This window comes from Variovorax sp. OK212 (assembly GCF_900112425.1).
GTDB lineage: Bacteria > Pseudomonadota > Gammaproteobacteria > Burkholderiales > Burkholderiaceae_C > Variovorax.
The window spans coordinates 198,772-205,733 of the sequence record NZ_FOLP01000012.1 but is presented as its reverse complement, the minus strand read 5'-3'; the positions used below and the strand labels follow the sequence as shown (position 1 = coordinate 205,733).

The following is a 6,962-nucleotide window of genomic DNA, read 5'->3' as shown; positions in this document are numbered from 1 at the left end:
CCCGCGTCGATGGCCGCCACGCGGCTCAGGTACGCGTCTTTCACGTCGGTGGGAATCACGTTGCCCATGACCACGTGGCCGATGGCATCGCCGGCAAGGCCGCTGCGCTCGATGGCGGCCTTGACCGCCGTCGTCGCCAGCTGGGTGTTCGGAACGTCCTTCAGCGCGCCGCCGAAGGTGCCGATGGCGGTGCGGGCCATGCCCACCACATAGATCTCGTCGTGCTTCATGGCACGAGCACCGTGGCACCGGTGGTCTTGCGGCCTTCGAGCGCACGGTGCGCGTCGGCCGCATCGGCCAGCGCGAAGACCTGCTGCGGCTCGCTCACGATGCGCCCCGCCAGCACGTGGTCGAACAGCTCGCGCGCCATGTCGAGCATGTGCGCGCGCGGATGGATGTAATGGATCATCGCGGGGCGCGTGAGCCAGATCGAGCCCTTGCCCGCGAGCACCTTGGTGTCGAGGACCACGGCGCCCGACGAGGTGCCGTTGCTCACCAGCGAGCCGCGCGGCTGCAGGCAATCGAGCGAGGCCTCGAGCGTGTCCTTGCCCACGGAGTCGAACACCACGGGCACGCCCTTGCCGTCGGTGATCTCCTTCACGCGCTGCGCGATGTTCTCGCGCGAGGTGACGATGGTGTGCGCGCAGCCGTTGGCCTTGGCCATGGCGGCCTTCTCGTCGGTGCTGACGGTGCCGATCATCGTCACGCCCAGGGCACGCGCCCATTGGCAGGCGATGAGGCCCACGCCGCCGGCGGCCGCGTGGTACAGGATGGTCTCGCCGCCCTGCAGCGGATAGACCTGGCGGAACAGGTACTGCGCCGTCATGCCCTTCATCATGAGCGTGGCGGCCGTGCGGTCGCTGATGCCGTCGGGCAGCGGGATGAGCACGTCGGCCGGCATCACGCGCACCTGCGAGTAGGCGCCCTGCGGCCCGATGAGGTAGCCCACGCGGTCGCCCACGCGAATGTCGTCCACGCCGGGGCCCACCGCCTCCACGACGCCGACCGCGTCGGAGCCCAGCCCGTTGGGCAGTGCCAGCGGATAGCGGCCGGTGCGAAAGTAGATGTCGATGAAGTTGACGGCGATGTAGCTGTGGCGCACGCGGGCCTGGCCCGGGCCGGGCTCGCCGACCTCGACGTCTTCGAGCTTCAGGACATCGGCGCCCCCGGTTTCATGAAAGCGGATGGCCTTGGTCATGGTCTGTCTCCTGATGAATGCATGGGGAGACAAGATTCTTGCGAGGACCCGCCAGGACGGGAAGCGCGGGTGTCGCGATGTCCCGGATGAACAAATCAATGTCCCCGATAAGCAATAACAACGCTGCCGCTCAACGCCACTCGGACGCGCTGCATCCGAACTGCTTGCGAAACCAGTGGCTGAAGCTGCTCGGACCCGAAAACCCCAGCAGCTCGGCCACTTCGCCCAGCGGCAGGTCGCTGTCGCGCAGGTGGCGCTTGACGAGGTCGCCGCGCACCTGGTCGAGCAGGTGGCTGAAGGTGAGGCCTTCGGCGTCGAGCCGGCGGTGCAGCGTGCGCCGGTCGATGCGCAGGTGCCGCGCCACTTCCTGCACGGTGCATGCGCCGCCGGGCAGCAGCGCGAGGATCAGTTCGCGGCAGGTTTCGAGCATGGTCTCGCCGCGGTCCCTCAGGCCCGCCTCGAGGTATTTGCGCGCCAGCCGCGCGGAGCCCTCGTCGGTCACTTCGCGCGGCCTGGCCAGGTCGGCCGCCACGCAGACCAGCCCGTTGAATTCCTCGTTGAACTTGACGTTGCGCCCGAAGAACGCCCGATGCGGCGCCGCGTCCGCCGGCGCGCGGTGCGTGAAGCACACCTGCAGCGGCCGCCATTGCGGATCGATCAGCTCGCGCAGCATGCGAAAGATGATGCCCACGGCCAGCTCCACCGCCTGGCGCATCGGCAGGCCGGGGCTGGGCAGCAGGTCTTCGCGGATGATGACGACGCTGCCCGTGTCCTCGATGTTCGTGATGAGCGAGGCGTTCACCAGCTTGAGGTAGCGGCACAGCGTGTCGAGCGCGTCGCGCGGCGTGGGCTCCTCGCGCAGCACCAGGCTGATGGGGCCCAGGTGCGAGAGCTTGCGCTGTGCCGCCAGGCGAAGCGCGAGGTCTTCGGTGCGCGTGGCGCGCGCGGTGATCTCGAGCAGCTCGCGTACCGCGTCTTCCGGGATCATGGTCTCGGGCTCTTCGAGCAGCCTGGCGCGCAGCCCCACGGTGCGCATGAAGGCGTGCGGATCGCGCCCGAGCGAGTTCACCAGCTCGACATAGCCGCTGAGACTGGCGCTGCGTATCAATCGGCCGACGGGTTTCATGGGGGCATTGGCGCGCCCCACGTACTTCATTCGGGGCTGATCTTCAGTTTCAGTTTCTCGATGATGGCCTTATTGTGGGCCGTGGTGGCGTCGAGCGTCTGGCGCAGCTGCTCCATCGATGCGGTGCGCGGCGAGTCGAGGTTCTGCGCGACCAGCGCCTCGCGGAACTTGGGCGCGTCGACGGCCTTGGCCACTTCGGCGTGCAGCCTGTCCTGCAGCGCCTTGGGCATGCTGCTGAGCACGAACACACCGATGCTCGCATCGGGCATCACGAAATCCGGCAGACCCAGTTCGCCGAAGCTCGGCACGTCGGGCAGGAAGCGCGAACGCCTGGCCGACGCCACGGCCAGCGCCTTGACCTTGCCGCTGCGCACCAGCGAGCTCACGTTGCTCGTGACCTCGAAGGTCAGCTGCACCTGGTTGCCCATGAGGTCGACCAGCGCCGGCGCCGAGCCCTTGTACGGCACCGCCAGGATGTTGTCTCCGCTGCGCTCGCGCAGCATTTCGCCCAGCAGGTTGGAGCGCGTGCCCGTGCTCAGGTTGGCCACGCTGACCGACTTCGGGTGCTGCCTGGCGTAGTCCAGCAGGTCTTTCACGTTGTTCGCGGGAAAGTTCGTGTTGGCCACCAGCACGTGGACCATGCCGGAGACCTCACCGATGAAGGTGAAGGTCTTCAATGGGTCGTGGGGCGTCTTCACGACGAGAGGAATGTCGGACAGGAAGCTCGACGGCGCCACCATGAGCGTGTAGCCGTCGGGCGCGGCGGCCATCACCGATCGCTGCGCGATCACGGTGGAGCCGCCCGGCCTGTTGTCCACCAGCACGGGCTGGCCGAGCTGCGTGCGCAGCTGCTCGGCCAGCAGGCGCGCCGACGCGTCGGTGATGCCGCCGGGCGGCGCGGGCACGACCAGCCGGATGGGCTTGTCGGGCCACTGCTGCGCCAGCGCGGGCCCCGAACCCAGGCCGCACAGGGCTGCAAGGACGATGAGAGAAAGTTTTAGTCGATGAATGAACATGGCGGTGCGTAAGTCTCGGTTGTAGTTGACTGCCTGCAATTTGCAAGACGGGCCCATCTTCTGGATTTGCCTCGTTGGCCGCTTGTCGCCGGGCGTCGCGCACTTGGCTTTAGGTGACAGCACCGACGTGCAAAACAGTGCCCCAAATTGACAAACGAATGTCTCAAATTGGCAAGTCTTATCCGGTGGCAACCCAGACACTGAACGCGTGGTTGCAACCGTCCGACGAAGGTTGCGCATTCGACGTCGGGCAACCCGCTCGACATCCACCCTTCAACCTGGACACCCCCCATGAACTTCCTCGACGGCCACCTCTACCCCGAGAACCAGCAGCCGCTGATCATCACCGCCGCTCCTTACGCGCCGGGCTGGATTCCCTCCGACTTCCCGGAGGACATCCCGGTCACGATGGAAGACCAGATCCAGAAGGCCGTGGACTGCTACGAGGCCGGCGCCACGGTGCTGCACCTGCATGTGCGCGAGGCCAACGGCAAGGGCAGCAAGCGGCTGTCGATGTTCAACGAGCTGATTGCCGGGGTGCGCGCACGCGTGCCGGAAATGGTGATCCAGGTGGGCGGGTCGATCAGCTTCGCGCCGGAGAACGAAGGCGAATCCGCCAAGTGGCTCAGCGACGACACGCGCCACATGCTGGCCGAGCTCACGCCCAAGCCCGACCAGGTGACGGTGACCGTCAACACCACGCAGATGAACGTGACGGAACACGCCGGCGTGGACGACTTCAAGGGCGTGTCGCGCGGCTTCCCCAACCTCTACGCGAGCTACCGGGACATGATCGTGCCCTCGAACCCCAGCTGGGTCGAGGAACACATCCGGCGCCTGACGGCCGCCGGCATCCAGAGCGAGTTCCAGTGCTACAACATCAACAGCTTCGAGACCATCGAGCGGATGATCCGCCGCGGCGTCTACAAGGGCCCGCTGGTGATGAACTGGGTGGCCATCAGTGGCGGCATGGACCAGGCGAACATCTACAACCTGGCCAACTTCCTGCGCGCCGCACCCGACGGCTCGGTGGTCACGGTGGAGAGCTCGGTGCTGAACGTGCTGCCCGTGAACATGATCGGCATTGCGCTGGGCCTGCACGTGCGCTGCGGCATCGAGGACGTGCTGTGGAACCAGACGCGCACCGGCAAGGCGAGCTCCGTCGACCAGATCAAGCAGCTGGTGCGCATCTCGACCGAATTCGGCCGCCCCATCGCCACCGCGCAGCAGGCGCGCGAGATCATGAAGATCGGCGTGTTCTACGAGACGGTGGAAGAAACGCTGCAGGCCAACGGCTTCGCGCCGAACCGCAACGGCGCGCAGCAGGGCTTCCTGCGCAAGCCGGCCTGAAGTGTTCCTGAGGCGTTCCTGAGGCGTTCCTGAAGCGCCTTCATCGCCGACCGGTCGGCGTCAGGTCGCCGCCATGTCGGCGGCCTGCTTGCGCCACTGCGAGGCGCTGCATCCGAAGAGGTTGCGAAACCAGTGGCTGAAGCTGCTGAGCCTGGAAAAACCCAGCTGCTCGGCGATGTCTCCGAGCGGCAGATCGCTCTCGCGCAGATGGCGCTTGACCAGGTCCGAGCGCACCTGGTCGAGCAGGCCGCTGAAACTCGTCCCTTCCGCATCGAGCTGACGGTGCAGCGTGCGGCGGTCGACACGCAACAGCCGCGCCACCTCCTGTGCGCTGCAGGCGCCGCCGGGCAGCAAGGCCAGGATCATCTGGCGGCAGTTTTCCTGCGCGCTCTCCGTGCGGTCCTTCAGCGCCGCCTCGAGGTATTTGCGCGCGAACTCCGCCGACACCGGGTCACCGGCTTCGCGCGGCCGGGACAGGTCGTCGGCCCTGCAGACCAGCCCGTTGAACTCCTGGTTGAACTTGACGCCGCGCCCGAAGAACGCGCGGTGCGCGCTCGTGTCCTTGGGCGGGCGGTGCGTGAAGCAGACCTCCAGCGGTTGCCACTGCGGGCCGGCAAGTTCGCTCAGCATGCGGAACATGGTGCCCACCGCCAGCTCCACCGACTGCCGCATCGCCAGCCCGGGGCTGGGCAGCAGGTCTTCGCGGATGACGACCACGCCGCCGGCGTCTTCGACCCGGATGATCAGCGAGGTGTTGACCAGCTTCAGGTAGCGGCACAGCGTGTCGAGCGAATCCCGTGGCGTGAGCGCCTCGCGCAGCACCAGGCTGATCGGGCCGAGGGCGGAGAGCTTGCGCCGGGCCGCCATGCGCAGCGCCAGGTCCTCGGTGTGCGTGGCACGCGCGGTGATCTCGAGCAACTCGCGCGCGGCATCGCGGGGGATCAGTGTCTCGGGGTCTTCGAGCAGCTTCGCATGCAGGCCCACGCTGCGCATGAAGGCGTGAGGGTCGCGGCCCAGCGACTTCACCAGCTCGACGTAGCCATTCAGGCTCGCGCTGCGCATGAGTCGGGAGATCGGTCTCGAGGCCTCGTTCATGGGCCCGATTCTGGCATTGCGCCTCCCTGATGCGCGTCGCGTGAAGCGACAAAGGCAGCGACCAAGGCAGCGACCAAGGCAGCGACTTTGTGGCTGTCCCTCAGAAGCAATTTGCTGTCTCCGATAAGCAAGTCTCCCGCGCCCCCCGCGCCGGATACTGACTGCGTCCGCACACCGGTGCGAGACCCAAGAACCGGAGACATAAATGAAGATTCAGCAGTTTTTGCGCGCCGCCGTGGCGCTGGCCGGATGGTCGTTGGCGCTCAGCGTGTGGGCGTTCGGTGAAAAGCCCGTGCGGCTCATCGTGCCCGCGCCGCCGGGCGGCACGATGGACATCGTCGCGCGTGTGCTCGGCCAGCAGATGTCGATCGACATCGGGCGGCCGGTGATCGTCGAGAACCGCCCCGGCGCCGGCGGATCGATCGGCCTGCAGGCGATGCTGCAGGCCGCCCCCGACGGCAACACCATCGTGCTGGCCGCCAGCAACGTGCTGGCCGAGACGCCGCAGATCGTGAAGATGCCCTTCGATCCGCTGAAGGACGTGGTGCCCATCGCGTCGCTGGCGCGCTCGGGCATCGTGCTGGTGACGGCGGCCTCGTATCCGGCCAAGGACTTCGCCGACCTGGTCGCGCAGCTGAAGACGCGCAAGGGCAAGTCGAGCTTTGCGAGCTACAGCCCCGGCACCACCTCGCAGTACGCCGGCCTGATCCTCAGCGACCGCGCCGGGCTCGACCTGCAGCACGTGGGCTATGCGGGCTCGCCGCCGGCGCTGCAGGACATCCTGGGCGGCCAGGTGGACTTGATGTTCGACGGCATGGTCACCTCGATGCCGCTGATCCGCGGCGGCAAGCTGCGCCCCTATGCCTTCACCGGCAACGTGCGTTCGCGCTACCTGCCCGACATTCCGACCACCACAGAGCTCGGCTTTCCCGACCTGCAGTTCCGCGGCTGGGTCGGCGTGATCGGCTCGAGCAAGCTGCCGCCCGACGTGATGGCCAAGCTGCACGCCACCATCGACAAGGCCGCACGGTCGCCGCTGGTGCAGCAGAAGCTGGTCGACGTGGGGCTGGAGCCCGAGGTCAGCATCGACACGCCGGCGCTGATTGCCGAGACGCGCACGCTGTCGGAGCGCAACGCCGCCATCGTCAAGAAATACAACATCAAGGCGAACTGAACC

At 67.2% G+C, this 6,962-nt stretch carries 6 protein-coding genes and 1 pseudogene; 2 read left to right on the top strand and 5 right to left on the bottom strand.

Going from position 1 to position 6,962, the window contains the following annotated elements:
* The 4 genes and pseudogenes from BM004_RS28130 to BM004_RS28115 form a co-directional block, all read right to left on the bottom strand.
* Window positions 1–230 (bottom strand): annotated as a pseudogene (locus tag BM004_RS28130) (acetyl-CoA C-acyltransferase); the annotation flags it as partial.
* On the bottom strand, window positions 227–1,198 hold the full coding sequence (locus BM004_RS28125; protein ID WP_093218416.1) for a quinone oxidoreductase family protein: 972 nt from the start codon (window positions 1,196–1,198) through the stop codon (window positions 227–229). The gene BM004_RS28125 and the pseudogene BM004_RS28130, both read right to left, overlap by 4 nt.
* Window positions 1,199–1,328: 130 nt before the next feature.
* Window positions 1,329–2,324: an AraC family transcriptional regulator gene (locus BM004_RS28120; protein WP_093129183.1), complete on the bottom strand. Its 996-nt coding sequence runs from the start codon at window positions 2,322–2,324 to the stop codon at window positions 1,329–1,331.
* A gap of 26 nt (window positions 2,325–2,350) precedes the next feature.
* Window positions 2,351–3,340 carry a Bug family tripartite tricarboxylate transporter substrate binding protein gene (locus tag BM004_RS28115; protein WP_093218414.1) on the bottom strand — a complete coding sequence of 330 codons (990 nt, stop codon included), beginning with the start codon at window positions 3,338–3,340 and terminating at the stop codon, window positions 2,351–2,353.
* Between the two features lie 291 nt (window positions 3,341–3,631).
* On the opposite strand from BM004_RS28115, the gene BM004_RS28110 reads away from it, so the two are divergent.
* On the top strand, window positions 3,632–4,690 hold the full coding sequence (locus tag BM004_RS28110; RefSeq protein ID WP_093129181.1) for a beta-keto acid cleavage family enzyme: 1,059 nt from the start codon (window positions 3,632–3,634) through the stop codon (window positions 4,688–4,690).
* 60 nt (window positions 4,691–4,750) lie between these two features.
* Here BM004_RS28110 and BM004_RS28105 read toward each other — a convergent pair whose 3' ends face one another.
* Window positions 4,751–5,752 (bottom strand): AraC family transcriptional regulator, encoded by a 1,002-nt coding sequence (locus BM004_RS28105; protein WP_256220085.1) that lies wholly within the window; start codon window positions 5,750–5,752, stop codon window positions 4,751–4,753.
* A gap of 238 nt (window positions 5,753–5,990) precedes the next feature.
* On the opposite strand from BM004_RS28105, the gene BM004_RS28100 reads away from it, so the two are divergent.
* Window positions 5,991–6,959 carry a Bug family tripartite tricarboxylate transporter substrate binding protein gene (locus BM004_RS28100; RefSeq protein ID WP_093129179.1) on the top strand — a complete coding sequence of 323 codons (969 nt, stop codon included), beginning with the start codon at window positions 5,991–5,993 and terminating at the stop codon, window positions 6,957–6,959.
* The last annotated feature ends 3 nt before the right edge of the window (window positions 6,960–6,962 follow it).

What these genes read in the sequence shown, in the direction of transcription:
- BM004_RS28125 (WP_093218416.1), bottom strand. Translation starts at nt 1,198, where the DNA reads ATGACCAAGGCCATCCGCTTTCATGAAACCGGGGGCGCCGATGTCCTG.
- BM004_RS28120 (WP_093129183.1), bottom strand. Translation starts at nt 2,324, where the DNA reads ATGAAACCCGTCGGCCGATTGATACGCAGCGCCAGTCTCAGCGGCTAT.
- BM004_RS28115 (WP_093218414.1), bottom strand. Translation starts at nt 3,340, where the DNA reads ATGTTCATTCATCGACTAAAACTTTCTCTCATCGTCCTTGCAGCCCTG.
- BM004_RS28110 (WP_093129181.1), top strand. Translation starts at nt 3,632, where the DNA reads ATGAACTTCCTCGACGGCCACCTCTACCCCGAGAACCAGCAGCCGCTG.
- BM004_RS28105 (WP_256220085.1), bottom strand. Translation starts at nt 5,752, where the DNA reads ATGCGCAGCGCGAGCCTGAATGGCTACGTCGAGCTGGTGAAGTCGCTG.
- BM004_RS28100 (WP_093129179.1), top strand. Translation starts at nt 5,991, where the DNA reads ATGAAGATTCAGCAGTTTTTGCGCGCCGCCGTGGCGCTGGCCGGATGG.